24 protein-coding genes and 1 pseudogene are annotated in these 24,631 nt (G+C 71.0%); 13 read left to right on the plus strand and 12 right to left on the minus strand.

Going from position 1 to position 24,631, the window contains the following annotated elements; genetic code table 11:
• The first annotated feature begins 139 nt into the window (after positions 1 to 139).
• Positions 140 to 349 (plus strand): hypothetical protein, encoded by a 210-nt coding sequence (locus tag I6J71_RS18025; protein WP_204095763.1) that lies wholly within the window; start codon positions 140 to 142, stop codon positions 347 to 349.
• Here the strand turns inward: I6J71_RS18025 and I6J71_RS18030 are convergent.
• The 4 genes from I6J71_RS18030 to I6J71_RS18045 form a co-directional block, all read right to left on the minus strand.
• On the minus strand, positions 329 to 700 hold the full coding sequence (locus I6J71_RS18030; RefSeq protein ID WP_204095764.1) for a hypothetical protein: 372 nt from the start codon (positions 698 to 700) through the stop codon (positions 329 to 331). The genes I6J71_RS18025 and I6J71_RS18030 overlap by 21 nt on opposite strands.
• An 86-nt stretch (positions 701 to 786) precedes the next feature.
• Positions 787 to 1,620, minus strand: coding sequence for a DMT family transporter (locus I6J71_RS18035; protein ID WP_204095765.1), 834 nt, complete (start codon positions 1,618 to 1,620; stop codon positions 787 to 789).
• 221 nt (positions 1,621 to 1,841) lie between these two features.
• Positions 1,842 to 2,333 (minus strand): ketopantoate reductase C-terminal domain-containing protein, encoded by a 492-nt coding sequence (locus I6J71_RS18040; protein ID WP_204095766.1) that lies wholly within the window; start codon positions 2,331 to 2,333, stop codon positions 1,842 to 1,844.
• Positions 2,279 to 2,860, minus strand: coding sequence for a 2-dehydropantoate 2-reductase N-terminal domain-containing protein (locus I6J71_RS18045; protein WP_239155386.1), 582 nt, complete (start codon positions 2,858 to 2,860; stop codon positions 2,279 to 2,281). The genes I6J71_RS18040 and I6J71_RS18045 overlap by 55 nt, the downstream gene beginning before the upstream one ends.
• A gap of 984 nt (positions 2,861 to 3,844) precedes the next feature.
• On the opposite strand from I6J71_RS18045, the gene I6J71_RS18050 reads away from it, so the two are divergent.
• Both I6J71_RS18050 and I6J71_RS18055 read left to right on the plus strand, forming a co-directional pair.
• On the plus strand, positions 3,845 to 4,303 hold the full coding sequence (locus I6J71_RS18050) for a helix-turn-helix domain-containing protein (protein WP_239154978.1): 459 nt from the start codon (positions 3,845 to 3,847) through the stop codon (positions 4,301 to 4,303).
• Positions 4,300 to 4,878, plus strand: a complete 579-nt coding sequence (locus I6J71_RS18055; RefSeq protein ID WP_204095768.1) for a dihydrofolate reductase family protein — start codon at positions 4,300 to 4,302, stop codon at positions 4,876 to 4,878. Before I6J71_RS18050 ends, I6J71_RS18055 begins: the two co-directional genes overlap by 4 nt.
• Before the next feature lie 75 nt (positions 4,879 to 4,953).
• Here the strand turns inward: I6J71_RS18055 and I6J71_RS50825 are convergent, their stop codons facing one another.
• From I6J71_RS50825 to I6J71_RS18065, 3 genes are all read right to left on the minus strand, one after another.
• On the minus strand, positions 4,954 to 5,175 hold the full coding sequence (locus tag I6J71_RS50825; protein WP_370542219.1) for a CHAP domain-containing protein: 222 nt from the start codon (positions 5,173 to 5,175) through the stop codon (positions 4,954 to 4,956).
• 592 nt (positions 5,176 to 5,767) lie between these two features.
• The gene (locus I6J71_RS18060) at positions 5,768 to 6,121 is read right to left on the minus strand and encodes a hypothetical protein (protein WP_204095769.1); all 354 of its coding nucleotides are present in this window, start codon (positions 6,119 to 6,121) and stop codon (positions 5,768 to 5,770) included.
• A gap of 125 nt (positions 6,122 to 6,246) precedes the next feature.
• Positions 6,247 to 6,384 (minus strand): hypothetical protein, encoded by a 138-nt coding sequence (locus I6J71_RS18065; RefSeq protein WP_204095770.1) that lies wholly within the window; start codon positions 6,382 to 6,384, stop codon positions 6,247 to 6,249.
• A gap of 516 nt (positions 6,385 to 6,900) precedes the next feature.
• Between I6J71_RS18065 and I6J71_RS48345 the strand changes: the two are divergent.
• Positions 6,901 to 7,305: pseudogene (locus tag I6J71_RS48345) on the plus strand (DUF3152 domain-containing protein); the annotation flags it as partial.
• A 207-nt stretch (positions 7,306 to 7,512) separates the two neighbouring features.
• Here I6J71_RS48345 and I6J71_RS18075 read toward each other — a convergent pair.
• Complete coding sequence (locus I6J71_RS18075; protein WP_204095771.1) at positions 7,513 to 8,355, minus strand: sigma-70 family RNA polymerase sigma factor; 843 nt, start codon at positions 8,353 to 8,355, stop codon at positions 7,513 to 7,515.
• Between the two features lie 67 nt (positions 8,356 to 8,422).
• On the opposite strand from I6J71_RS18075, the gene I6J71_RS18080 reads away from it, so the two are divergent.
• Positions 8,423 to 9,076, plus strand: a complete 654-nt coding sequence (locus I6J71_RS18080) for an FMN-dependent NADH-azoreductase (protein WP_239154980.1) — start codon at positions 8,423 to 8,425, stop codon at positions 9,074 to 9,076.
• A gap of 52 nt (positions 9,077 to 9,128) precedes the next feature.
• Here the strand turns inward: I6J71_RS18080 and I6J71_RS18085 are convergent, their stop codons facing one another.
• Entirely contained in the window at positions 9,129 to 11,786 is a 2,658-nt protein-coding gene (locus I6J71_RS18085; RefSeq protein WP_204095772.1) for an exo 1,3/1,4-beta-D-glucan glucohydrolase, read from the minus strand.
• Between the two features lie 216 nt (positions 11,787 to 12,002).
• Positions 12,003 to 13,820, minus strand: coding sequence for a DUF4436 family protein (locus I6J71_RS48350; RefSeq protein WP_239154982.1), 1,818 nt, complete (start codon positions 13,818 to 13,820; stop codon positions 12,003 to 12,005).
• Positions 13,821 to 14,074: 254 nt separating this feature from the next.
• Between I6J71_RS48350 and I6J71_RS18100 the strand changes: the two genes are divergently transcribed.
• The 3 genes from I6J71_RS18100 to I6J71_RS18110 are packed head-to-tail and all read left to right on the plus strand — an operon-like array spanning position 14,075 to position 16,483.
• Positions 14,075 to 15,133, plus strand: coding sequence for an agarase (locus tag I6J71_RS18100; RefSeq protein ID WP_204095774.1), 1,059 nt, complete (start codon positions 14,075 to 14,077; stop codon positions 15,131 to 15,133).
• Entirely contained in the window at positions 15,126 to 15,686 is a 561-nt protein-coding gene (locus tag I6J71_RS18105) for a TetR/AcrR family transcriptional regulator (protein WP_204095775.1), read from the plus strand. The genes I6J71_RS18100 and I6J71_RS18105 overlap by 8 nt, the downstream gene beginning before the upstream one ends.
• Positions 15,687 to 15,736: 50 nt before the next feature.
• Positions 15,737 to 16,483, plus strand: a complete 747-nt coding sequence (locus I6J71_RS18110) for a dienelactone hydrolase family protein (RefSeq protein WP_204095776.1) — start codon at positions 15,737 to 15,739, stop codon at positions 16,481 to 16,483.
• 43 nt (positions 16,484 to 16,526) lie between these two features.
• Here I6J71_RS18110 and I6J71_RS18115 read toward each other — a convergent pair whose 3' ends face one another.
• The gene (locus I6J71_RS18115; RefSeq protein ID WP_204095777.1) at positions 16,527 to 16,790 is read right to left on the minus strand and encodes a GlsB/YeaQ/YmgE family stress response membrane protein; all 264 of its coding nucleotides are present in this window, start codon (positions 16,788 to 16,790) and stop codon (positions 16,527 to 16,529) included.
• Between the two features lie 265 nt (positions 16,791 to 17,055).
• On the opposite strand from I6J71_RS18115, the gene I6J71_RS18120 reads away from it, so the two are divergent.
• A complete protein-coding gene (locus I6J71_RS18120; RefSeq protein WP_204095778.1) occupies positions 17,056 to 18,297 on the plus strand; it encodes an acetyl-CoA carboxylase biotin carboxylase subunit family protein in 1,242 nt (413 codons plus the stop codon).
• A gap of 29 nt (positions 18,298 to 18,326) precedes the next feature.
• Complete coding sequence (locus I6J71_RS18125; protein ID WP_204095779.1) at positions 18,327 to 20,348, plus strand: hypothetical protein; 2,022 nt, start codon at positions 18,327 to 18,329, stop codon at positions 20,346 to 20,348.
• On the opposite strand, the gene I6J71_RS18130 is transcribed toward I6J71_RS18125, so the two are convergent.
• On the minus strand, positions 20,342 to 21,061 hold the full coding sequence (locus I6J71_RS18130) for an SDR family NAD(P)-dependent oxidoreductase (RefSeq protein ID WP_204095780.1): 720 nt from the start codon (positions 21,059 to 21,061) through the stop codon (positions 20,342 to 20,344). The two genes, I6J71_RS18125 and I6J71_RS18130, sit on opposite strands and share 7 nt — an antisense overlap.
• Positions 21,062 to 21,273: 212 nt before the next feature.
• Between I6J71_RS18130 and I6J71_RS18135 the strand changes: the two genes are divergently transcribed.
• Genes I6J71_RS18135 through I6J71_RS18145 form a run of 3 tightly spaced genes read left to right on the plus strand, consistent with a single transcriptional unit; the run spans position 21,274 to position 24,628 of the window.
• The gene (locus tag I6J71_RS18135; RefSeq protein WP_204095781.1) at positions 21,274 to 22,191 is read left to right on the plus strand and encodes an alpha/beta hydrolase; all 918 of its coding nucleotides are present in this window, start codon (positions 21,274 to 21,276) and stop codon (positions 22,189 to 22,191) included.
• A 29-nt stretch (positions 22,192 to 22,220) separates the two neighbouring features.
• Positions 22,221 to 23,846, plus strand: a complete 1,626-nt coding sequence (locus tag I6J71_RS18140) for an NAD(P)/FAD-dependent oxidoreductase (RefSeq protein WP_204095782.1) — start codon at positions 22,221 to 22,223, stop codon at positions 23,844 to 23,846.
• Positions 23,847 to 23,866: 20 nt separating this feature from the next.
• Positions 23,867 to 24,628: an SDR family NAD(P)-dependent oxidoreductase gene (locus tag I6J71_RS18145; RefSeq protein ID WP_204095783.1), complete on the plus strand. Its 762-nt coding sequence runs from the start codon at positions 23,867 to 23,869 to the stop codon at positions 24,626 to 24,628.
• The last annotated feature ends 3 nt before the right edge of the window (positions 24,629 to 24,631 follow it).

A 24,631-nucleotide genomic window follows, 5' to 3' on the forward strand; every position in this document is an offset into this window, starting at 1 on the left:
GAGAGTGGCCGATGCAGGTGACGAACTCGGAAGTACTGGATATCTGCTCGCGGCCGACGAGCGGGTGTCGCGACGCGGGGAGACGTAGGCTGGGCGCGCCATTACCGTCGACGCGCTGACGACGACGTGGACCCTCGAGGTGGGGAAGCCGTCGTTGCCGGGCCTGGAACTGGCCGGCGTCCTGATCGAGTTCGGCAACCTCATCGACCGGCTCGCGGGACTGTGGCGGTCCTTCGGCGAGGGTTCGCTGCCGCGAACGACGTTCGATGACCAGTTCGAGGACGTCGTGGTGGCCCTGGAGTCGTGGCTCGCCGCGCGGCCGGCTCGGTCAGCCGGCCGCCCGGCGTAGCGCGTCGGTGGTGGTTTCCGGGGACGTGGTGAAGCAGAACGCAATCCCGGGGACCAGCCGCGTGAGGAGGTTCACCACGCGCTCGAACCGCAGCGTGTGCTCCGCCGCCATCGGCACGGCCCCGCCGATGATGGCGACGCGCGGCGGGTTCGCGGCCACCACGGCGCGGACCCGCTGCGCCGCCTCGTCCGGATCGGCAGGAACCAGAAAGGAGACGATGCCGAAACCCGCGTCGCGCAGCGCCGCTTCGGCGGCGGCGATGCGGGCCGGCAGGGTCGCCTCGTCGAGACCGGGGTGGCGGCTGTAGTCGAGGGCGCTCGGACGCAAGCCGAGCGAACGGATTCCGGTCACGGCAGGGAGCTCATGGCCTCCGGACGGCGCCGCCGGCCGCGGGCCGATCGATCCGACGTCACACAGCGCGGCAACCGCCCTGACCGCTAGCCCAGCGTGATCGCAGTGACGCCCGCCGCCGCGATGAGGAGGCCGGTGGCCTGCGTGCGGTTCCAGCGTTCGTGCAGCAGCACCCGCGCCAGGATGATCGTGATCGCCGGGTACAGCGACGTGACCACCGCCACGACGGCCAGCTGCCCGGCCCCGGTCGCCGCGACGAACAGCAGGTTGGCCGCGCCGCCGAGGACGCCGCCTGCCGTCGCGGGCCAGAAGGCGCGCGGCAGGGAGCCCCGCTGCGGCCGGAACCAGAACGCCGCGGCGACCAGCAGCACCGTCCCGACCGCCTGACCGGTCACGAGCGGCCAGCTGCCCGCGCCCGTGCCCGCCCGGTCGAGGCCGATGAAGAGCAGCGCGAACCCAGCCCCGGCGATGATCCCCTCCACGGCGCCGGACCGCCGCCGCTGCGGCTCGTCGCCGACGTGCTGCGACACGAGCGCGATGGCCGGCAGCACGAGCACGATCCCGGCCCACGACAGCCACGACAGCCGGTCGCCCGTGGCGAAGCCGACGAGGGCGGGCAACGCCGCCGCCAGCACCGCCGACACGGGCGCGACCACGCTCATCCGCGCCGTCGCGAGGCCCCGGTACAGCGCGAACGTCCCGACGGCCGTGCCGACCCCGCTCACCGCACCCCACACCAGCTCGGCCGGCACCGGAAACCGGGGCCCCGTCACCAGCACCGCGACGAGTGCCGCCAGCAGGCTCCACGGCTGCGCGAGCACCGCGATCGCGTTCGGGTCGCTGCGGCGCCCGCCCACGCCGGCGACGAAGTCGGAAGCGCCGTAGCTCAGCGCGGACAGCAACCCCAGGAAAACTCCCACCCCGCCCATTGTGCAGGCCGCCCGCGGTCACCGTGCGTGCGGCGATAGACGACTCCGGCACGCCGGGCGCCGCGCTCGGTGCGGCACCCCACGTGAGCAGGGACGGACGTCGACCGCGGACCGGGTTCACCCTCGCGGCACGCGACGCCCAGGAGCTCGCGCGGCATTCGACATCAGCAAACCCGTCCGACGCCCGCAACGCCGTCGCGAGTTCCGCCACTTCACCTGCCGGCCGACAAGATCCCGGCCGCCGCCTGGCTCGGCACGGCGAGTGCGCATTCGTCCACGGTGCGCGAACCCGCGGGCGTGATCGGCGCGACCAGGCCCGTACCTGCCGCCCGGGGGTGGCCGACCTGGCCGTGGTCGGCCCGCAGCGTCAGGCGGTCAGGCAACACCACGCGCCGTCGATCATGGTGGAGGAGGAACGGCGCGAGACGCCAGGGGTCAGCCGGGCCGTCGCCGGCGGCCGCGAGGATTGGCACCACCAGCTGGCTGATCGGCGTCGGGACGCCGTGCGCCCGGCCGCGGCGCAGCACGACACCGTTGCGGGTGTCCCACTCGAGCGGCCGGCCGGCTTCGCGGTCCGCGAGGATGGAGGTACCCACGTCGGCGGGGTACGCCCGGAAACCGTCGGCGATCTCTTGCGGCACCTGGTCGCTCAGGACCGCGCCCTCGGCCCGGGCGACCGCCAGGCACTCCCGGAGGTAGGCCAAGGACAGCTCGGCGACATCGGCCCGGGCAACATGCCGTCGCGGCGGCCCGTGAGGACCATCAGCCCGGCGACCGCGTTCTGCAGCAGCTTGCGCCACGCGACGGACGTGAAGTCCGCGGCCAGGTCGACCGAGCACCGAGTGCCGCGCAGCGCCTCGAGCACCACGCGGGATGCCGGCGCGTCCGGCAGCGTGAGGCGCGCTTCGCCACGCAGCCACGCCGAACCGTCGGGCTGTGCTTGGGCGGGGAACCACACGACCGAGGGGATGACCCGCACGCCGGGCACGTGCGGCGCGACCATCGATTCCTGCTCGACGCCGTTCTGCAGGACACCGACGACGGTGTCCGCACCGCACAGCGCCGTCAGCCACGGTGCCGCCGCCTCGAGCTGCGTCGACTTGACGGCGAGCAGGACGAGGTCGACCGCGCCGCCGGCCTGTGCCGGGTCGACCCGCACCGGCCCCGACACGACGACGCGACCTTCTGCCGAGTGCAGCTCCAGGCGTGCACGCGCGGGGCGGCCGCACATCCTCGGGGTACGGCCGACCTCGTGCAGCGCCGCCGCCACGTCGTGCCGATCGCCCCCGGACCCACGACGGCGACGGTCGGCTTCCCCGGCATCATCATCTCCCCAGAGTTGTCCCGGCCGGTCGAGCGGCACCGGGCGGGACCGCCACACCGTCGCCTTCGGATCACCGGAAACGGTTCAGCAAGACGGCGCGGCCACCAGCCGCCCGGGCCGGCTCGGGCGGATCATGCCTGAGGCACCTCCGGAAGCCGAACCCGGCGATGTGCACAGCCTCGCGCACGCTCCTGGGCGCATCGCACCGCGACCGGCGCCACCTGGCCCACCTACGGTGCGGGGGACCGTCCCCTGATCCGGATCAGGAGGTCGGCGTGGCTCAGCGGTCGGTGTCGACGACCACGCCCTGACGAGAGTGCCGGCGAGCGCCCGGTACTCGCGGTGGTCCGTCGCGGTCCAGCGGTTCGGCCAGGTGTCCGCCCTGTCGTAGTCCCTGCTCGGAGCCACCGTCGGCTTCGGCGTGGGGTTCTGGCCGGCGGTGCCGGCCTTCACCCTCGGCTCGGTGATCCTCGAGCTCATCACGATCCTCGTGGGCGTCATCGGCGTCCGCGAAGGGCTGTCCACGTCCATGATCGCGCGCTGGATGGGCTTCGGCCGCGGCGGGTCGCGCTCGTCGGGCCGGCGATCGGGATCAGCCTCATCGGCTGGTCTCGGCATCCAGTCGGCCGTGTCGGCCGAGGGACTCGTCTCGCTGATCGGCGGGCTGCTCGAATGGGCGTGGGCGCTGGCGTTCGGCCTGCTCGTCACCGCGATCGTCGTTGGTTCCACTCCATGGCCTGGACGGCCTACGTCACCGTGCCGGCGTTCCTCGTCCTCGTCGGCTATCGATCATCTCCGAGCTGACCCGGCACGCGTCGGCGCGCTCGTCGCCTCCGCCTCGCCGCCACTCGCGCGGAAACCGGCCACTCGCTCCACGTCGATCAGCTGGGCATGGCACAGCTGCTCCTCGAGTGGACCCGCACCGACACGGTCGAGCCCGCGGCCCGCGCGCTCGTCGCGCCGTTGCGCGACGTCCCCGGTCCCTTGCTGCGGCCGCTCGCCGCGTACCTCGACGCGGAGTCGTCGCTCGCCGAGACGGCGGCAGTGCTGGGCGTGCACCGCAACACGGTGGCCGTGCGCGTGGCGCGGATCGGGTCGCTGCCGGGTGTGGATCTCTCCGCGGCCGGACGAACGGCCGGCGCTGCAGCCGGCCTCGCGGGCGGTGATCCTCGCCGATCCGCCGCCTTCGTGAGGCCAGCGCCGCGAACGGGCATGTCACGCTCGGGCTCGCCGATTGTTTTTTCGGGCGGGTGTCGAATGGCGCCGGGTGCCTTCGTAGCCAGGGTGGGAGGCGGTCGTTCGCGGTCCGTCTCCGCCCATCCGATCAACGGCACGAGGAGACCATCATGACCGCCACCTACACCTTCGACGTGTTCACCAGCCTCGACGGCTTCGGCTCCCACACCGGCGACTGGGGCGGCTACTGGGGCAAGCAGGGCCCGGAGCTGCTCGAGCACCGCCTCGCCTCGTACGACCACCCGCAGCGGATGGTCTTCGGGGCCACCACGTACCGGTCGTTCGCGGAGATGCTCGCGCCCGGCGGCGAGCTGGCCGAGGCCCTCGATCCGTGGGTCACGCGGATGCGGAACCTGCCGGCGACGGTCGTGTCGAGCACGGTGCGAGAGCCGCTCGACTGGCCCGACGCGACCGTCGTGAGCGGCGATGCGGTCGAGATCGTCAAGCGGCTCAAGGAGGAGTCCGACGTGCCGCTGCGTTCCCACGGCAGCCTGTCGCTCAACCACGCGCTGCTGGCCGCCGGCCTCGTCGACCGCGTCCAAGTGACGGTTTTCCCGGTGATCACCGGGAAAACCGGCGCGGACCCGGTCTTCCGGGGCGCGGCCGACTTCGACCTCGAGCTCCTCGAGAGCCGGACGCTCGACGGGCACACCCAGGAGCTCGTCTACCGGCCCACCCTGCACGGCTGAGACATTCGCACTCCGACCGGCGGGTCCGAAGTGGACCCGGCCGGACGGCGGGTAGGCGCCGTCCGGCCGGGCGACTCAGCCGGTGAAGTGGATGTAGCGGAAGTCGCGGGTGGCGATGTCGTGGACGAGGTAGTGGCCGTCGCCCGTCCAGTTGTAGTCCTCGACGGTCGCGGTGGAGCCGTGGACGGAGTCGACGACGGCGACGTGGCCGTAGCGGCCCGCGTCGGTCTGGGCGATGGCGCCCGGGGTGGCGTGGAGTCGACGCGGTAGCCGTGTTTGCGGGCGTTGTCGTCCCAGTACTCGGCGTCGCCGTAGTTGTTGGCGCTGGCGCCGCGGCGGGAGATGGTGAGGCGGCGCACGAGACGCACTCGCGGTTGTACATCTTCCAGTCGTCGCCGACCGGGTCGTGCGGGATGTTGCGCCACTTCGCGGGGTAGTTGTCGCCGATGAGGTCGACCTGCGCCGCCGGCGCGAGCGTGCCCAGCGACTGCGCTCAGCGCGGCCGCGGCGGCCAGGGTGGTCAGGATCCGGGGGAGACGGCGCATCGCGGTGCCTTTCCGGGGAGAACGGGCGGGGTGGGGAGGCCGTTGCGGACGGTAACCAGCCTCTGAACCCTGCGTGCCAGACTCAAATGGACACCCGGTGCTCACCACGGTGGATCCGCAGGTCGGCGGTCCGTGTTCACAGAACTGGCGACCCCGCAGCAGCGTCACCAGGTCCAGCACGCGCCGTGGATCCCGGGCCGCACGTCCCGCGTCGCGAACGTGACGGCGTGCGTCGTTCCCGCGCGCAGGGGCGCGCCGGTGCGGTGGGGTCCGTCGGGGCGGCGCCGTTCGAACGACCGTACCTGCCGCGGCAGCCGCAGGCCGAGCTGGACCTCGCAGACGTACTAGGGCACGGGCCGCGTGAAGCGCCGGCCGTATTCGCGGGCCGGCGAGCCCGGCGGGAGCACGATCTCGTACTCCACGGCCGTGACCTCTCCCGCGGCGAGCACACGGTCCAGCAGCAGCTCCCCGGCCGTCATGCCGGTCTCCCGGTCCACGCTCACCCGCCCGACGCGGGCGAAGCGCACGCCCTGGTAGCGCGGCTCGGCGGGAAGCGGCCCGTCGGCCTGGTGGTAGGTCCTCATGCGGTCGACGCCGTCCATGCCCTCGTCGTCGATCGCCACGTGGTCGTGCACGGACCGGAACGCGAGCTGCCCGTCCGGCGCCGCTCCACCCGGGCCGGCGCGTGCCCGAGCCACCGCCCGCGCGGTGCCTTCGCGCCGAGCAGCGATGTCAGCGAGCCGGGGGAGAGCTCCAGCACGGCTTCGAGCTGCGTCACGGCGAGAAGCGACATCTCGCGTTCCGGGCGGGACCGGCCCCGGCGTCAGTAGGGCAGCGCCGAGCGCGACAGCGTCACGCAGCGCGCGGCGAGGTGGTGCCGGAACCGGTCGAGGGACAGCCCGGATTCTTCGATGGCGGCGTCCAGCGTGACCGCGAACGAACCGGAGTGCTGCGCAGACACGCGATCAGCATGATCAGGACAACCGGGATGCGGAACTCGCCGACAGTCCTGTGCGCGGGCTCTGCCGTCCCATTGACCGGATGGGCAGAATCGGTCTCAACCTTTGCGGAGCCTCACTCGTCCGACCGGGAGGAAAGAGCCACCGAAGAGCTGGGGAAGTGCGTGCCGCAGGGCGAAGACCGCGGCGGGGAACCGCTGCGCGCGTCGTGGAAACCGTTGCCGGAGCCGAAATCCGTGACCAAAAAGGGAGTTCTGCGCACCTACGGGTGGCAGGTGTACGCGGTGCCGGTGCTGCTCGTGCTCACCGTGCTCGTGGTGGTGAACACCGCGACGGCACCGCCCTCGTCCACCGCCGCTCAGCCGCCGCCGCACGAGGCACCGGTGGTCGCGCAGGAAGCACCGGCTGAACCGGGCGTCACGGAGAACCCGGCGACACCCGTCGACGTCACCGCCCCGACCGCCGAACTCCCCGCCGGCGGCCCGTTCACGCAGACCGGGCAAGGCAAGTGGCACGCCGTGCCGGGCTCGGGCCCGAAGATCGGCACCGGCCGGCGCTACCGCTACACCGTCGAGGTCGAGAACGGCATCGACCCCGCCTCCTACGCCGGCGACGACAGCTTCGCCGCCGCCGTGCAAGGCATCGTGTCCGGCGCGAAGAGCTGGACCGCCGACGGGAAAGTCGCCCTGCAGCGCGTGGACAGCAGCGTTGCGGACCCCGACTTCCGCGTCAGCCTGACGACACCCGACACCACCCACCGCGCCGACGCCTGCGGCTTCTCCATCGTGTACGAAGCGTCGTGCCACCGCTGCAGCATGCGCCGCGTGCTGATCAACCTGTCGCGCTGGGTACGCGGCGCGAAGGCGTACGGGGCGAACCTGGCGGCCTATCGCGAGGACGCGATCAACCACGAAGTCGGCCACGCACTGGGCCACTCCCACGTCGGCTGCGGTGGCAACGGTGAGTCCGCGGCCGTGATGTGCCCGGCGGGGACCGGGGCGCCGTCCCGGTGGATCACCGCGTGTGCGTCACGAATTCGTGGCCTTTCCCGCAGGGACGCCGAACCGTATAACGGCCTATACAGCGTCGGTCGATCCGGTGCCACGGTGCACCGAAGAACCCTGCGGCGATCACGGCAGAACGGCGATCTCCAGCTTCGCGAGCCGGTCCGGGTCGGCGATCACCTCGTACGCCGTGACGCGTCCGGCCACCACGGTCACCTTCAGCGCGCCCACCAGCCGGCCCGCCGGCGCGAGCACGAGCCCGGCCGTGCCGTCCACCAGGGCGAGTTCGGCCAGTGCGGCACGGCCGGCGAAGGCGCGCGTGCCGCGGGCCACCGCGTCGGCGCCACGCAGGACAGCGGCGGCGCCCGGAGGCAGGGCGGCGGCGTCGGCGTGGCGGACGACGTCGGGGGCGAGCAGCGACAGCAGCGCGGCCAGGTCACCGCCGCGGGCCGCGAGGAGGAACGCCTCCACAACCTGCCGATCGCGCGCCAGTTCGGGCGCGGGCAGCGCCGGGGTGCCGCGTACGCGCAGGCGCGCGCGGCTGGCCAGCTTCTTCGCCGTCGCCGGCGTGCGGTCGAGGATCGGCCCGATCGCGTCGAACGGCACCGCGAACAAGTCGTGCAGCACGAACGCCACCCGCTCGGCCGGCGCCAGCGTCGCCAAGACCACCAGCAGCGCCCGGCCCACCTCGTCGGCCAGTTCGACGTCGCCCTCCGGACCCGCGACGCCGCGGTCGGGCACGTGCTCGGTGGGCGTTTCGCGGCGGGCGCGCAGCAGGTCGAGGCAGATCCGCGAGACGACCGTCGTGAGCCAGGCCGCGAGGTTGTCCAGCTCGGGCGCGGCCGCCAGTCGCAGCCAGGACTCCTGCACGGCGTCCTCGGCTTCGGCCGCGGAGCCGAGCATCCGCCGCGCGAGCGAGCGCAGCCGGGGCCGTTCCGCTTCGAACCGGGCGGCGAGGGTCTCGGGCATCAGGTCACCTTTCCTCTTCCTCGTGCGTCGGGTGGGTGAGCGGAGCCGACCGGAGGAGAGGAACCGGATGACCGACATGCTAGCGCCCCTGCTGCGCATCGACTCGAGCGCCGACGGCGAGGAGTCCGTGACGCGGCGGCTGACGTCGCTGTTCGCGAAGCACTGGCCCGGCGAGGTGCGCCACCGCGACCTCGCCGCCGACCCCGTGCCGCCGATCAGCGAGGCCTACGCCCGCCTCGGCCGCCGCGTCGAACGGCGGGGAAGCGTGCCGCTGCCCGAGATCACGGCGCTGGCCGCCGACGACGCCGAACGCCGCGAATGGGAGCTGACCCTCCCGTTCGTCACGGAGGTGCGCGAGGCCGGCGCGGTCCTGCTGGGCGTGCCGATGTACAACTTCTCCGTGCCAGCCGCGTTGAAGGCGTGGATCGACCGGCTGACCTTCCCCGGGGCGTTCGCGGATGCCCTGCGCGACACCAGGTTCGTGGTGGTCTGCGCTCGCGGCGGCGCCTACGGGCCCGGCACGCCGCGCGAGGGCTGCGACTTCCAGGAGCCCTACCTGCGCACGTACCTGACCAATCTCGGCGTCGCGCAAGAGCACCTGACGTTCGTGGTCGCCGAACTCACCCGCGTCGCCGACATCCCGGCGCTCGCCGGGCTGGAGCACCTCGCGGAGGAGTCGTTCGCCGCCGCCGAACGCCGCGTCCTCGAGCTGGTCGCGTGAAAAAACGGCCGCCCGCGGGGGAAACTCCCGCAGGCGGCCGTGGTTCAGCGCGTCAGGTCAGATCCGAACACTCGAGGGCGTCCGGATCTTTCGCTCCGCCGGGCGACCACCGCACATTCGCGAACGAAGCCGAGAACGGGCCGTCGGTGTACACCAGGAACGGCGTGTTGATGTTCTCGAAGTCCAGCCCGTTGGCGAAGCACGACAGCGGGATCTTCACCGTCGACTTCTGGCCCGCGGGCAGATCCGTGAACAGCTTGGTGGCGTTGACCTCCGAGAAGCACGGATAGACGCAGTGCATGCTCACCACCGTGCGGTTCACCGGCGGCGAGTTCACGATCACGTCGAACTCGAGCGCCCCGTCGGCGTTGAGGTACCCGCGCAGATCGCTGGTCTGCGGGCTCTGCAGGTACAGCTGCGCCGCGCCGGTGCCGGTCCACGTCGTCTTGAGGCCGTCGGCCTGGACGTTGACGTCGGCCGGGGTCACCGAGATCTCCGGGTGCTCGGCGGTCCCGTCCGGCCCGATCTCCGTGCCGCCCCAGTTCGAGGCCGAGCCGAGGTAGCTCTTGTACGGCGCGACGTCGGTGCGGTCGAAGATCGGCAGGTCCTCGGTCGCGGTCCCACCGCCCCCGGTCGACCCGCAGGTCGTCGGGCCCTCGGTTTCGTCGAGCTGACCGATGGTGGTGCGCTGCCCGGTCTTGAGGCCGTAGCCGAGCTTGAACAGCGGGTCGTAGTCCGGGCTCCACGGGTTGAGCGGCGTCTGGCACGCGCTGCGCGGCCAGGAGTACGACAGCTTGCCCTGGTAGCCCGTGCCGTCCTTGCCCTTGACCATCATGTCCGCGACGCCGCCACCCTCGGTGCCGGGCAGCCACGCCGCGACGAACGCGTCGGAGCGGTTGATCTCCTTGTTCAGGTACAGCGGCCGGCCGCCGACGTACACGGTCACGACCGGCACGCCCTTGCCGCTGACCTTGTCCAGCACGGCGAGGTCCTCGGGGTAGAGCTTCGCGGCCTCCAGCGACTTGCGCTGCAGGTCACCCACACCCTCGGCGTAGGGCGTCTCGCCGATCACCGCGATCACCGCGTCGTAGCCGGCCGGGTCGACGTCACCCTTCTCGTCGAAGGTCACGTTGGCGTCGCCGAGATCTTCCCTGAGCCCGCCCAGGATCGAGGTGGCGTTGGGGAAGTCGGCGTTGGTGTTGCCCGTGCCCTGCCACGACAGCGTCCAGCCGCCGGTCTGGTTCTGGATGCTGTCGGCGCTCTTGCCGACGACCAGGACCTTCGACTTCGGCTTGAGCGGCAGCACGTTGCCGTTGTTCTTCAGCAAGGTCTGCGACTCGCGCACGGCGTCGCGGGCCAGCCACTTGTCGGTGAGCGCCTCGTCGGAGTTCGCGTACGAGCGGTCCGAAGGCTTCTGCTCGTCGAGAATCCCGGCGCGCAGCTTCACGCGCAGGATACGGGTGACGGCGTCGTCGATGCGCGCCATCGAGATCTGGCCGGCACGGACCTGCGCGACGGTGTTGGTGATGAAGGCCTTCCAGTCGTTGGGGACCATCACCAGGTCGATGCCGGCGTTGATCGCCTGCGGGCAGCTCGAGTTCGTGCAGCCGGTGACCTGACCGATGCCGTTCCAGTCGGACACGACGAGGCCGTCGAAGCCCATCTTGCCCTTGAGGATCTGGTTCAGCGCCTTGTCGCTGCCGTGGATCTTGCCCTCGTTGATGCCGAGGTCGGCATTGGTCCAGCTGTTGAACGACGCCATCACAGTCTGGGTGCCCGCGGCGAGCGCGCCGTAGTAGCCCTGGCCGTGGATGTTGATCATGTCGGCCTCGGACGAGGCGTTCACGCCCTGGTCCTGGCCCTTGATCGTGCCGCCGTCACCGATGTAGTGCTTGGCGGTGGCGATCACGCCGTTGTAGTCGATGCGCTTGGTAGCGCCGTCCTGCAGGCCGTTGATGGCTTCGTAACCGTACGCGCGGGTGATGCGCGGGTCTTCGGAGAAGCCTTCGTACGTGCGGCCCCAGCGGTCGTCCTGCACGACGGCCAGCGTCGGCGCGAACGCCCAGTCCTGGCCGGTGGCGCGGATCTGGCGCGCGGTGGCGTTCTCGACGTCGCGCACCAGGCACGGGTCGTGGGCGGCACCGAGCGCGATGTTCTGCGGGAAGACGGTGGCGCCGTAGACGTTGTTGTTGCCGTGCACGGCGTCGATGCCCCAGATCACGGGGATCTTCGTGCGGCTGGTCTTCGACGCGCTCCAGTAGGCGTCGGCGAGGTTCAGCCAGTCCTGCTGCGTGGCGTGCTTGTTGCCGCCGGGCCACGAGCCGCCGCCGTTGAGCACGGAGCCGATGGCGTACTGCTTGACCTCCGCGGGTGTGATCGCGTTGATCTCGGCCTGGGTCATCTGCCCGACCTTCTCCTCCAGCGTCAGGCCGGAGAGGATCTTCGCGATGCGGGCCTCGTCCTTCGGGTTCTTCTGCATTTTGCTGTCGACCTTCGGCCAGTCCGAAAGCGTCGGCAGGGAGTCTTCGATGCGCGCGCAGCCGTTCTTGTCGAGCGCGGGCTGCCCGATCTCGGGCTGGGTCGCGGCCGGGGTGTCCGCGACGGCGGGGGCGGGCGCCGCGTGCGCGACGCCGCCCAGGAGGGTGAGGCTCGCGAGCGCGGCGAACGTGGTTCTGCGGGCCCGGGACCACCCGGGGGATCTTCTGGCCATCGACAGTCCGTTCTGCAGAGGGCGGCGGGAAGGGCCCAGAAGGGCCCTGGCGATCCTCACCGGACAAACAGGATGGCGTCAATAGGTTCAGACCCTACGGAAGTCTGTTAATTCTCGACTCGAATTAAGGTCTGACCGAGGGATGCTCACCGCTGGACCAGACCAGTGCTGGAGGGCAGGGTTCCGTGGCCGCACAGGCAGAGTTCACCGCGGACCTCAGCGGATCGCGCCGGTGGGGAGTAGCGCGTGCACGCCCCACGTCTCGTTCGCGATCTGCGTGACGCGCAGGTCGACCACGGGGCTCGCGAGCGCCAGCGCCGTCGGGCGGTCGAGGTCGTAGAGCGACTGCAGCCACGTGAGCATCGCGCCGAGCGCTTCCGCGGTGGCCTTGTTGAGGTCCGCGGAGAACCCGAACGTGATCCGGCCGGCGGGGGCCTCGGCGTGGATTCCGGGCACGGGCCGGCCGGTGACGACGTCGAGCGTGAGCTCCGTGGTCATCGGGCACTCGATGGCCGTGCCGCCGACCTCGCCGTCGCCCTGCGCCGCGTGGCCGTCGCCGACGTGCAGGTTCGCGCCGGAGACCGTGACCGGCAGGAACAACGTGGAGCCGGCCACGAGCTCTCGGCAGTCGAGGTTGCCGCCGCCCTCGGCGCGGGGCGGGATCGTCGAGTGGTCGCCGGGTTCGGCGGGCGGCAGGCCGAGGACGCCGAGGAACGGCGCCAGCGCCATCGTGTGGCCGAAGTTGTTCGTGCCGGTGGCCCCGGCGAGTTCCCACAGCAGCTGCCCGCGCGGACCGCCGGCGACACCTAGCTCGCGCGTGAGCCAGTTGTCCTTCGCCGCGGCGGTCGTCCAGCCCCATTCGCCGGGGCGCAGCGCGTCGAGCCGCACCGCGAGCACGGTGCCGGGTTCGGCGCCGCGCACGGCGATGGGACCGGTGAGGCAGTGGCCGCGGCTCAGGTCGAACATCCGCGGCCGCGCCTCCCCGGGCGTGTGCTGGCGCTCCAGGAACCCGTGGGCGTCGAGCGACCCCGCGACCACCGTGTCGCCCGGGTCGACGGTCAGGACGGGTGCGGTGTCCCGGCTGAAGGCGTCGATCGTCGTGGCGGGCGTGGGGTCGAGGTGGTGCCGGGCCATGCGGGCGCTCCCTGCGGTCGATGCGATCCCCGGATCTTGGCACGGCGGCCCGGCGTGCGGCGCCACCGCGTGAGCAACACCGCCAGCCGGCCGTTTCGGGTGTCCGCCGTCCGGCGGTCGCGGTCGGTCTCGTGCTCCAGCTGCCAGGCCAGGTTGAGGGTGATCACAGCTTGCCTCCTGTCGTCGTCCTCGTCCTGACGACTCCCGGGTGGGTCGGCATTCGACAACTGGGTCCGGTTTTCCGTGATGGATCCGGCGATCACCGACGCGAAGACACTCAGCGCGACGATCACCTCGGCCCACAGGAACGCCGTGTAATCGAGCAGCGAGCCGATCGGCGACGGGCGCCGCGTTGCGGAACGCGGCCAGTGCGAACAGGGACGCGGCCATGAACCCGAACGCCGGCCACACCAGCCCGCGCCGGCGCGAAATCAGGTGGCGCGCCCCGAGCGCCACCGCGACCGTGATCGCCCACATCACGAACATCATGAACAGCCCGAACACGAGCACGCTGGTGGTGCGGGTGAGGTGGACCTCCAGGCCGGCGTCGGCGTCGCCGGTGATCGAGAGGCTGAACAGGCTGTCGACCTTGTCCAGCGTGAGCTGCACCGGCATCGGCTTGCCGCCCAGCACGGCCTCGAACTGGATGCGGCTGTCGTAGCCGTCGAAGGGGTTGTCGGTCACCGCGCCGCCGGCGAGCGCGATCGGCAGGTCGGTGCTCGCGATGCGTTCGTGGGCGGGGAAGGTGTGGTCGCCGCGCAGGCTCGAGGAGTTCAGCTGCGTGAGGTCCGCCGCCGGCGCCGCCCCGTCGTCCTCGCCGAGGCTCCCGCGCGGCTGGACGAGCACCCGCACCGTCACCTCCCGCGCGACGGCGTCCACTTTCTGCACCGTGGCGTACACGTCGACCCGGGTCGGGCTCGTCGGCGCCCACCGAGTGCCACGTGTCGCCCGCCGTGCGCTCCGCCGCGTGCACCCACACCCCGGCCCCCGCCGCGACGACGATGCCGGCCACCACGACCCCCGCCGTCCACACCGGACCCCGCCACCTCATGGCGGTGATCGTGGCACCGGGAACGGTGGCGCGCGCGTGCTCTCACGTCCCCGGGGTTACGGCCGGGTTGAAGGAGAGACGAACCGGTTCGTATCCTCAACACATGGCGTTCTTCAGGGTGGCCAAGCGACGGCAGTGGACTTTCCTGGACCCGCGTGGCGAGCCGTTCCCGTCGATCGGTGTCGCGCACGCGCACGACACGAATCTGCGTTACGGGCACAACCTGGACATCTGGCGGGAACGCTACGGCGGCGACCGTGCGAAGTGGCTGCGGGACGGGCTCGGCAAGGACCTGCGCGAGTGGGGTTTCACCACCGTCGGCGCGACAGGGGAGTACATCAGTGGCACCGGGCTCGGCGTGACGGGCATGGTGGTCGACCTGGGCCACGCGGAGGACCTGCCCGGGGTGGAGGTCGCGGAGGCGGGGTTGCCGTACGTGCAGGCGTTGCGCGTCGCGGAGATCGAGGCGTGGAACGGCTATCCGGCATTCCGCGATCCCCGCTCGGCGGCGTTCGCCGAGTACTGCGATCACCTCGCGCGCACGCTTTGCCGGCCGGACGATCCGCTGCTGCTCGGGTACTTCCTGGTCGACGGGCCGGCCTGGGCGGGCCACCCGACGGGCGCGGGCTGGGCCGGGCCGCTCGCGGAGATCGCCGAGGCGTACTACGCGACGGCCACCGCGGCGATCCGGCGCCACGACCAGAACCACCTGATCCTCGGCGACCGGTACGGCACGAAAGCGGGCGCACCGGGCGAAGTGCTCGACGCGGCCGCGAAGCACGTGGACGTGCTGTCGGTGCAGACGTTCCCGAAACCCGGCGGCTTGGCCCAAGCGCTGGAGACGATCGAGCGCTGGCACACCCGCACCGGCCTGCCCGTGCTGGTCGCCGACACCGGCAACTGGTGCCCGACGCGCCTGAGCCCGCACCGCACCGGCAGCGCAGGCGACCAGGCCGAGCGCGCCGAGGGCTACGTCCACACGGCCGAAACCCTTGCCGCGCTGGACTGGTGCCTGGGCTGGCATTGGTGCGCGTACGTGGAGAACCCGCAGCGCGGCTGGGGGCTCAAGGACCCGTGGGACGAACCGTACGAAGCGCTCACCGGCCCCGTCGCCGAGACGAACCGGCGCCTCGCCGGCGCCTGGGCGGCCCGCCGTGCCTGACGAGACCCGCCGCAACCCGCACGTCCACCGCGCCATCCTCGACGCCGCCTGGGACCTCACCGCCGCCGGCGGCTGGGCCGCGGTGAGCGTCGACGCGATCGCCGCCCGCGCCGGCGTCGGCAAGCGCACGGTCTACCGCTGGTGGCCGAGCAAGGCGGCCGTCGTGCTGGAGGCGTTCCTCGACCGGGCGCGCGTGAACCCGGTGATCACCCGCGCCACCACCGCCGAAGGCCTGCTGCGCGCCCACGCCCGCCACTTCGTCGACCTCTACGTGGACACCGAACTCGGCCGCGTCTTCACCGGCCTGCTCGGAGCCGCCCAGCAGGACCCCGACCTCGCCGCCCGCCTCGGCGAGCACTGGTTCGAGCCCCGGCGCGCGCCTTTGCGCACCTCCACGGAAGCGGCCCTCCCGCCCGGAACCGACGTGGAGTTGTTGCTGGACTTGGTGTTCGCGCCGCTGCACTACCGGCTGCTCACCGGGCGCCGTCCGCTCGACCACGCGTATGCGGACGCCGTCGTCACCGCGGTCCTGCTCGGCGGCACCGGGAACTGACGGCGTAGGTTGGCGCTCGAGAACCCGATTGCCTGATCGACAGGAGTGACATGCGCAAGGAGAAGGTGGACGTCCCGGCCGGTGACGGGGTCGCCGACTCGTACCTGGTCGTGCCGGACGGCGGGCCGCACCCTGGGGTTCTGCTGTTCATGGACGCGTTCGGGTTGCGGCCGCGCATCGAGGAGATGGCGGACCGCATCGCGGAGGCCGGCTACGTCGTGCTCGCGCCGAACCTGCTCTACCGCGGCGGGCGGTCGCCGCAGTTCGACCTTTCGGGGCTGGGCGATCCGGACAAGCGGGGCGAGATCTTCGGCAAGATCATGCCGCTGATCCAGGCGCTGGGCACGGACAACGCGATCCAGCGCGACGCCGAGAAGTACCTGGATTTCCTGGCCGCGCAGGAGGGCGTCGCCGCGGGGCCGGTGGTGATCACCGGGTACTGCATGGGCGGGACGAACGCGCTGCGGGTGATCGAGGCGTTCCCGGACCGCGTCAAGGCCATCGCGGCCTTCCACGCGGGCGGCGTGGTCACCGACGGGCCCGACAGCCCGCACCTGGGTGTCGGCTCCATCACCGGCGAGGTGTACTTCGGGCACGCCGACCAGGACCATTCGATGTCGCCCGAGCACATCAAGACGCTGGAGGCCGCGCTGGACGAGGCCGGCGTCACCTACCGCTCCGAGGTGTACGAGGGCGCGACCCACGGCTACACCATGTCCGACACCGCCGCCTACAGCGAAGCCGGCGAGAAGCGGCACTGGGACAACCTGTTCGCGCTGCTGGAACGCGTGAAGTGAGCCGACGGCGGGGTGGCTCGCGAGGAGCCACCCCGCCGCGCGGTCAGTCCCGGCTGCGGTGGAACAGCATCCGATAGGCGACGAGGATGATCAGCGCGCCGAGGATGGCCAGGCCCCACGTGCGCAGGTCGAAGAACGTGCCGAGTTGCACGTGGAAGAGCGTCTTGCCGACCCAGCCGCCCACGAAGGCGCCACCGATGCCGAGCAGGATCGTGATGATGCAGCCGCCGGGGTCCTTGCCCGGCATGAGCGCCTTCGCGATGAGGCCCGCGATCAGGCCCAGCACGATCCAGCTGATGATTCCCATGACTGTCCTCCCGGCCGCGGTGCGGCGTCGTCCTCCGGCGCGAACCGCGCGTTCGTGAGCGCACAGGATGTCAGGCGCCCGAACGGGTGGCGCGCCGAGTGGTCCCGACGTGAGCTGGATCTCATCGCCTCCGCCGCGAGACTCCACAGTGGACCGGACCGCGCTGCGCCGACCTCGCTCGATCGGCAGGCGCGGCGAACATCTGGGATCGTGGAGGGAGAACCAGTCCGGCCACCGCGAGCACGCCGAAGCAGAGGAGCGGTCCATGCCCCAGCCCGCACCGGTCACCAAGAATCCCGACAAAGGGTATCTGGCCGTGCTCGGCTGGAGTCTCAACGCGGTCGAAGCACTCGATCGCTTCGACCGCCGCTACCTCGTGGTCGCGCCGGACTGGGCCGAGGAGTACTGCGCCGAACACGAAATCCCCTACCTGCCGTGGAACTTCGAGCGGCTCAACGACCGGTCGATGGAGATCGCCGAAACCCTCAAGCGGGAAGGCGTCGACGTCGCCATCCCGCTGTTCGAGGAGACGGTGGAGTGGGCCGGCGCGATCAACTCCGTGCTGCTGGACAACCCGCGTCTGTTCGGCCAGGCCATGCTGCTGCGTGACAAGGCACTGATGAAACGCCGCGCACAGCTCGGCGGCATCCGCGTCGGGATCTTCGAGGAGGCCCACGCGCGCGACGACGTGGTGCGGTTCCTCAAGCGCGTCAACCAGACGCTGCTGAAGCTCGACGGGGATCCCAACGATCCGATCCACCTCAAGGCGTTCGACAAGGCCGGCTGCCTGGGCCACCGCGTGATCCGCACGCCCGACGAGATCGACATGATCCCGGAGGAGGAATTCCCCGTGCTCATGGAATCCCACCTCGATGGCTGGGAGTTCGCCGTCGAAGCGTGGATCCACCACGGGAAGATCAAGTTCCTCAACATCTCCGAGTACGTCACGCTGGGGTACTCGGTCCTCGTGCCCGCGACACCGGAACTGGAGCGCTACCGGCCGCAGATCACGGCGCAGATCCAGAAGCTCGTGAAGACGTTCGACATCGAGTTCGGGTTCGTGCACCCCGAGTACTTCGTGACCAGCGACGGCGAGATGTACTTCGGTGAGGTCGCCTACCGGCCGCCGGGGTTCAAGGTCTTCGAGCTGCTCGAACGCGCCTACGGGTTCAACGCCTACCAGGGCCTCGCCCTGGCCTTCGACCCGAAGACCACGGAGGAGGAGATCGACGCGTTCTTCCCGCGCGAGGTCGTGGACGCCTCCGGGGTCGCCGGCTGCTTCGGGGTCTATCCTCGGCGCCGGGTCGTGAGCGAACTGCAGATCCCCGAGGAGACCGAGGACCACGACTACTACGAGTCCCACGACCTCTCGGCTCCGCTGGAGGAAACGGTGACCAAGCGGACCGCGTTCGGCACCCACTGGGGACTGCTGTACTTCTTCGGCGACGACGCCTACCGCATGCGCGAGGTGTTGAAGAAGCAGGAAGAGCTCGACTTCTACGTCTGAGCACCCCGCGGGAGATCCGAGGAACGCCAGTGAATCCCACCAGCGACGCCAGGGGTGGCGCCACTCTCGCCAAGCGGCTGGCTTCGCTCGACGACGCCGTCCGGGTGATGGCCGAGACCCGGGACTTCGGCAAGCACACGAAGCTGCGCCGGGTGCTGGAGGCGCTGCGGCGCGTGCTGCTGCAGCCCGGCGGTGCCGCCGCCGTCCAGGAGCGGGCGCAGGCCCTGGAGGAAGCCGGCCTGTACCTGGGCACCGACTGGGCCACGCCGGAGATCCTGCTGCCGGCCCTGGTCGGGCCAGGGCTGCACAGCGGCGACGCCGACACGGTCGTGATCGAAGCGACCAGCGAGCTGCGGATGCTCGCGGTCGCGCTGGGTGAGTACGAGCACCCGACGCTGCCGGCCGAGGACGCCCGCGCGTTCCTCTCGCAGGTGCTCGCGATGAACCTGGAACTGCTGTTCACCCCGCCCACCGAGGCCGAGCGGACGTACGAGGGCCGCACCGCGCAGCTCATCCGCGCCCTCTTCCGCCACCTCGCCGACAGCATCGGCTACGCGAGCGTGCTGGACAAGCTGGTCGAGGAGATCTGGCGGATCCTGCGCCAGCGCCCGATCCAGGTCGACCAGGTCCAGTCGCTGATCACCCGGATCGCCGTCTACCGCGGCGACCCCGACGTCGACCTGGGCGCGAAGTCGGGCCAGGGCCTCGACCGGCTCATCACCAGCCTGTTCGGGACCACCGAGGCGTGCCGGGAGGATCCGGGTTTCGACGTCTTCCGCTCCCGCCTGGAGGCGATGGACGCCGGCGGCCTGCAGTACGAGGCGTCCGGTTTCGCCCGGGCGATGCACGACACCGGGCTGGTTTCGCCCTACCACGCGGAGCTGCTGCGGTTCGTGCGCCACGAGGGCGACTACCTCGTGGCCGAAGCGCTCGGGCTGTCCGACACCGGCCGCAACTGCCTGCTGCGCTACCGCGATCTCGTGCACCAGCTCATCGAGGAGGCGGTGCACCCGCAGACCGCGCAGTGCGTCTACGGGCTCGCGCTGCTGCTCGACCGCGGGATCCTGCACGAGCCCCCGGTGGTGCCCGCGCTGTGGCGCCAGCTGTCGCTCACGCTCGGGCCGGCCGCGCGCGAGCAGCTGACGTCGGTGTTCGGCGCCGAGCCGGACGCGAAGGCACGGCTGACCGCCGGCGTGCTGTCGATGCTGGGCCTGCCACTGGGGGTGGGCCAGGGTGACAACCCGACCTGCCAGTCGGCCCGCGCGCTGTCGATGTGGGCGGCCAACGACCCGGACTACCTGTTGCAGGTCGTCGTGTGGGCCGCGCGCGACGACGAGATCACGATGCACTTCGAGGGGCAGCCGATCTCGTCGCGCGAGACCGAAGGCGGCGTGGCGCGCACACTGCCGACGGACCTCGATCCCGTGTCGCTGCTGGTGGTGCCCCACCTCGACCGGATCTACGCCGAGATGGGCCGGCGCTGCGCCGACCGGCCCGGTGACCCGCACCGCTGGGTCAACCCCGAATTCCACGGCTGGTGGGCCTTCCGCGGGTTCCACATCAACGTCGACGTGGCGACCGGCAACCTGATCGACCTCGACGAGTTCCTGCGCCACTTCCACGCGAGCTACCACCCGGCCTACAACGGCGACCAGCCGCTGATTCACCCGCAGCCGGCCGGGATCGCCGTCACCGACAGCGCGGCGCGCTACGTCGGCTGGCACGCGATCACGATCCTGCGGGTCGCGCCGGACCCGCAGGACGTGATGCGCGTGTACTTCTTCAACCCCAACAACGACAGCGGGCAGGACTGGGGCGCCGGCGTGGTGGTGTCCACCTCGGGCAACGGCGAGCGGTTCGGCGAGGCCTCGCTGCCGTTCGATCAGTTCGCGTCCCGGCTCTACATCTTCCACGTCGACCCGCTCGAGCACGGCGAACCCGAGAAGGTGCCCGGCGAGGACGTCGCGCGCATCATCGGCTACATCGAGCGCAGCTGGGGCGTCGACCGGCTGCCCGCGGGGAGCCCGGAGGCTGGGCCGCCCCCTCACTGAGCCAGGTAGCCGCCGTCGACGACGAGCTCCGAACCCGTCACGAAGCTGGATTCGTCACTGGCGAGGAACAACGCGCCGTTCGCGACCTCCTGCGGGTCGCCGGCACGGCCCATGGGCGTCTGGCCGATCACGAACTCGTTGATCTCCGGGTCCTGTGCTTCGGTGAGCGGGGTGCGGATGAAGCCGGGGTGCAGTGAGTTGACGCGGATGTTCTCGCGCGCGTAGGTGATCGCCGCGCTCTTCGACATGTTGCGCACCGCGCCCTTCGTCGCGTGGTAGGCGTGCGCGCCCGCCACCGCCACGCTGCCCCAGATCGACGAGACGTTGATGATCGATCCACCGCCGGTGCGCTGCATGTGCGGCACGACCTCGCGCATGCCGAGCCACACGCCGGTCTGGTTGATGGCCACGACCTGCTGCCACGACTCGACCGTGAGCTCGTGCAGCGATTCGTAGGCGATCACGCCGGCGTTGTTGGCCAGCACGTCGACCCGCCCGTGGCGGCCGGTTACCTCGCCCACGACGCGGGCCCAGTCGGCGTCGCTGGAGACGTCGAGGCGGTGGTACTCCACGCCGTCGGCGAACCCGTTCGCCTCGCTGCGGCCGGTGGCGATCACGGTGGCGCCTTCGCGGGCGAAGGTGTCGGCGATGGTGCGGCCGATGCCGCGGCCGGCGCCGGTGACGAGGGCGACCTTGCCCTGCAGTCGGTTCATGGTTCCTCGCTCGAAGCTCGAATGGTGTGCACCCAGCTTCGCCCGTCGCGGGGCGGCCCGGTCGCTCAGTGTGAGACGGCGATGTGTCATTTTGCGACACCTCGTGGCAGGCGCCGCCGCTGTGGTGATGCTGGGGAAGACCGGCGGCCGGACAGGTGCCGGAAACCCCTGCGACCTCGCTGCTGAAGCGGGAATTCCCTCCAGGAGAGCCCATGACAGAGCTCGTGCCACCGCCCGGGCCGACGGATCCGCTCGCCGAGATCTACGCCGGGTGGGCGGTCGAGATGAACCGCCACCCGGACATGTCGGTGGAGCTGCTGCGGATCGTCTTCGACGACTGGCAGCGCGCGACCGCGGAGCCCGAAGGCGTGACCTACGCCCACACCGAACTCGGCGGCGTGCCGGGCGTGTTCGTGACACCCGAGGGCGCCGACGGCGACCAGGTGCTGCTGTTCTTCCACGGTGGCGGGTTCGCCCTCGGTTCCTCGGCCAGTCACCGGAAACTCGCCGGCCACCTCGCGAAAGCCTGTGGTGCCACGGCATTCGTCGCCGACTTCCGCCTCGCACCCGAGCACCCGTACCCCGCGGCGCTCGAGGACTGCGTCAAGGCCTTCGACGCACTGGTGGCCCGCGGTCACCGCGTCGCGGACATCACCCCGGTCGGCGACAGCGCCGGCGGCAACCTCGCCGTGGCCACCGTGCTGAAGCTGCGCGACCTCGGCCGCCAGCTGCCCTCGCAAGTCATCACGCTCTCGCCGTGGCTCGACATGGAAAACACCGGCACCACCATCGAGACCAACGACGACACCGACTTCCTCATCGCCCGCGAGGGCCTGCAGGCCAACATCGACCGCTACCTCAGTGGCGGCGCCGACCCCACCGACCCGCTCGTGAACCCGCTCTACGCCGACCTCTGCGGCTTCCCGCGCCTGTACATCAGCGCTGCGGACACCGAATCGCTCTACGAGGACAGCGTGCGCTTCCACGCCCTGGCGGCCAAGTGCGGCGTGGACGTCACCTTCGTCGTCGGCGAGGGCATGCAGCACGTCTACCCGTTCCTGGCGGGCCGCCACCCGCGGGCGGACCAGGAGATCCGGACCATCGCGGACTGGTACCGCGCGGGCCGCTGACCTTTTCCACCACGCAAGAAGGGACCACCATGCCGTCCACACAGGACACCAGCTTCGACGCCATCGTGATCGGCGCCGGTTTCTCGGGCCTCGCGATGCTGCACCACTTCAACCAGATCGGCCTGCGCACGGTCGTGCTCGACTCCGCGGACGGCGTCGGCGGCACCTGGTACTGGAACACCTACCCGGGCGCGCGCACGGACAGCGAGTTCTACTACTATTCGTTCTCCTTCTCCAAGGAGGTCCGCGAGGAGTGGACCTGGAAGGAGCGCTACCCGGCGCAGCCGGAGGTGAAGGCGTACCTGGAGTTCGTCGCGCGCCGCCTCGACCTGTACAAGGACATCCGCTTCGGCACCACCGTCGAGAGGGCGGTGTACGACGAGGCCGCCAACGCCTGGACCGTCACCACCGCCGACGGACAGGCGCTCACCGCGACGTATCTGGTCAGCGGCATGGGCGTGCTGTCCGCCCCGAACCTGCCCGACATCCCGGGCGCGAGCACGTTCGCCGGCGAGAGCTACCACACCTCGCGCTGGCCGCGCGACCGGGAGGTCGACCTTCGGGGCAAGCGCGTGGGAGTGATCGGGCTCGGCGCTTCGGGGGTGCAGCTCGTGCCGGTGGTCGCCGAGACCGCGAGGGAGCTGTTCGTGTTCCAGCGCACGCCGAACTACGTCGTCGCGAGCTCCAACCGCGAGGTCGACGAGCAATGGATGGCCCAGGTCAAGGAGAACTACGACGAAAGCTTCGAGCGGGCCTTCGACCACGGGTTCGCCGTGCCGTTCGTGAAGCCCGAACTCGGCGCGAAGGACGCGAGCCCCGAAGAGCGCGAGCGCGTGTTCGAGCAGGGCTGGGCCGAGGGCGGCTTCCACTTCATGCTCGAGACGTTCAACGACCTCGCCGTGGACCAGGAGTCCAACGACCACGCTTCGGACTTCATCCGGCGCAAGATCCGCGAGACGGTCACGGACCCGGCGACCGCGGAACTGCTGTGCCCCAAGGACTACCCGTTCAACGGCAAGCGCCCGCCGGGCGGCCACGGCTACTACGAGGCCTACAACCGCGACAACGTCCACCTGATCGACATCAAGTCCACGCCGATCGACGAGATCACGCCGGAGGGCATCGTCGTCGGCGGGCAGCTGTACGAACTGGACGTGCTCATCTTCGCCACCGGCTTCGACGCGATGACCGGCACGCTGACCCGCATCGACATCGTCGGCCGCGGCGGCGAGGTCCTGCGCGAGCACTGGGCCGACGGCATCAAGACCAACCTCGGTGTCTCCGTGCACGGTTTCCCGAACTTCTTCATGATCCTCGGGCCGCAGACGCCGTACGCGAACCTGCCGGTCGCCATCCAGGCCGGTGTGGGCTGGGTCGCCGACGCCGTCGAGTACGCCCGCGAGCACGGCATCGAGCGGCTCGAGTCCACGGCCGAGGCCGAGCAGGAGTGGGCCGACGAGGTCCGGCGCGCGGGCTCGGCGACGATCATGGCCAGCGGCGCCAAGGCCAACGCCTGGTTCATCGGCGCGAACATCCCGGGCAAACCGCTCGAGTTCAACGTCTACATGGGCGGCGCGGACGCGTACTTCCGCCGCTGTGCGGAAGTCGCCGACGCCGGCTATCCCGGCTTCGTGTCCGAGACCGCCAACGCCTGAAGCAGCGGGGAGGGATCCACATGCCCCGCTTGGCGGGCAAGACGGCGATCGTCACCGGTGCGTCGTCGGGCATGGGCCGGGCGACCGCGGAGCTGTTCGCCGCCGAGGGCGCTCAGGTCGCTCTCACGGACGTCGACGCGGGCAAGGGGGCGGCGGCCGCGGCCGAAATCGGGGCCGCCGCCCGCTTCTGGCCCGTCGACGTGCGCGACGAGGGCTCCATCGAGCGCGCGTACGGCGAGATCGTGGCGTACTTCGGCAAGCTCGACGTGCTCGTCAACTGTGCCGGGGTGATCGGCGTGGACAAGCCGACGCACGAGGTGACCGAGGCCGAGTGGGACCAGCTCTTCGCGGTCGACGTGAAGGGCGTCTTCTTCTCGACCAAGCACGCGGTCCCGCACCTCATCGCGAACGGCGGTGGCAGCATCGTCAACTACTCGTCGATCTACGGCCTGGTCGGCAACGACGAGTTCACGCCCTACCACGTGGCCAAGGGCGCGGTGACGATGCAGACCAAGCAGGACGCGGCGATGTACGGCAAGTACGACATCCGCGTGAACTCGGTGCACCCGAGCACGGTGCTCACGCCGCTGGTGGAGGGCATAGCCGCCGCGTACGAGGGCGGGCTGCCCGCGTACGAGCGCATGATGACCGCCAACCAGTCGCTGCGCCGGCTCGGCCGCCCGGTCGACGTCGCCTACGCCGTGCTCTACCTCGCCTCTGACGAAGCCTCCTGGGTCACCGGGGTGAACCTCCCCGTCGACGGCGGCTACACCGCGCGCTGAGCG

The organism is Amycolatopsis sp. FDAARGOS 1241 (genome assembly GCF_016889705.1).
Classification (GTDB): domain Bacteria; phylum Actinomycetota; class Actinomycetes; order Mycobacteriales; family Pseudonocardiaceae; genus Amycolatopsis.